At 62.0% G+C, this 1,606-nt stretch carries 1 pseudogene; it reads right to left on the reverse strand.

Annotation, left to right across the window (positions count from 1 at the left end):
- Nucleotides 1-92: 92 nt before the first annotated feature.
- A pseudogene (locus ACN2XU_RS24180) lies at nucleotides 93-1,595 on the reverse strand (IS1182 family transposase); the annotation flags it as partial.
- Between the last annotated feature and the right edge of the window lie 11 nt (nucleotides 1,596-1,606).

A 1,606-nucleotide genomic window follows, 5' to 3' on the forward strand; every position in this document is an offset into this window, starting at 1 on the left:
GCGAGTGACCGCGTCCCGCCGACTGCATGGAAAAACACCCGTTCGCTGGCGCAGAATATCGACGGCTGAACGTGGCGCGAGCGCCTTTCCCGTCAGGCGTTTCGCGGTTGCTGCGGTGCGGGAAGGGTCTTGGCCAGTTTGCGGAAGGTTTTGGGCGGTTGCGGCGAGGAGGAATTCGTCATTTGCGCCACATGGGCCACGTAATCGGGGCCGGTTCAGGCCAAGAATCCGCTGGAGATGGGCGAGGAGCATCTCGACCTTCTTTCGCAGCTTCATCGAGAGGACGTATTGCTCGGTCTTGGCCCCTCTCTTGCATGTAAACATGCACTGCCGGGCAGTGGATGTCGCGGGCAACCTGTCGGGCATCTTCATGCTCCTCGCGGGTGATCTTGCGGGCATCCGCATTCGGGCAGCACTTCGCTTTTGATGGGCATGCCTGACAGACCTCTTTCAGCGCCCGATAGCGGGCTGTGCCCTTGCCGGTTGGCCCGCGGTTCGGATCGGAATAGTTCCGGCGGAACTGCTTCAGTTCGTGCCCCTCGGGGCAGATGTATTGGTCGTTCTCCGCATCCCACTCGAAGTCGGCCCGGGTCCAGATTCCGTCATTGCGCCCTGACTTGTCGAAGACGGGAATGTGGGGCGCGATCTTGCGGTCGACCAACCAGCCCAGCATCGATCCGGTGCCATAGGCGGTGTCCACTGCCCGGCAGTGCATTGCGAAGCAATGTCACGAGAGGGGGCGATCAGGCGCTCTGGGTGGAGGTCGAACTTGGCCTTCACGCGCTTCAGCATGGTCTTGGTCGATCCAACCTCGGCCTGCCGGATGGAGCGCGTGGCCTCAACGTCCACGATGACACCATGGTCGGTGTCGATCAGGTAGTTGTCGGAATAGCTGAAGAATGCCGGGCCCTTGCGGGCGGCCGTCCATTGGCTGGCCGGGTCGGAATGGGGCGTGGATTTGGGCTGCACCTCGCTGGCCGCACCAAATGCGGCCTCGTCCAGAGTGTCGAGATACTCGCGCACCGCCCTTGGCGCGTCGGCCGGATCGATCTGCCCCACATCCCACTCTTCCTTCGGCGTCGAGTTCTGTTTGTTGGCATCGGCCTCACCTCTCGGGATATTTGCTGCGCAAATACCCTGCCGGTCAGTGGATCAGACTTGCATCCACTGCCATGCGCTGGCCGCTGACCAGGCCCTCTTCGATGCAGCGGGCAAGGGTTGTTTCAAACAGATGGCGGAGCAATTCGCTGTCGCGGAAACGCCCGTGTCTCACCCGACAGTGCCTTGCGCAGCAAGGTCACGAAAGGGCGGTTCTTCGAAAAGGTCGAGTGATCCGGAACCCGGTCGCTCAGATCCAGGCGGCAAAACCAGCGATACGCCAGGTTCAGATGGACCTCGTCGCAGAGCCGCCGCTCCGACCGGATGCCGAAGCAAGAGCCCACGAACAGCATCCGGATGAGGAGTTCAGGGTCGACGGACGGGCGTCCCGCATGGCTGTAGAAATCGGCGAGGTCGCTGCGGATACCAGACAAATCAACGAACCGGTCGATGGAGCGCAGCAGGTGGCTCCGGGGCACGTGATCCGCGCGCGAGAACTATTAAAACA

Origin of the sequence: Pacificoceanicola niger (assembly GCF_048553275.1) — a bacterium.
In the GTDB taxonomy this organism is placed as follows: Bacteria; Pseudomonadota; Alphaproteobacteria; order Rhodobacterales; family Rhodobacteraceae; genus Pacificoceanicola.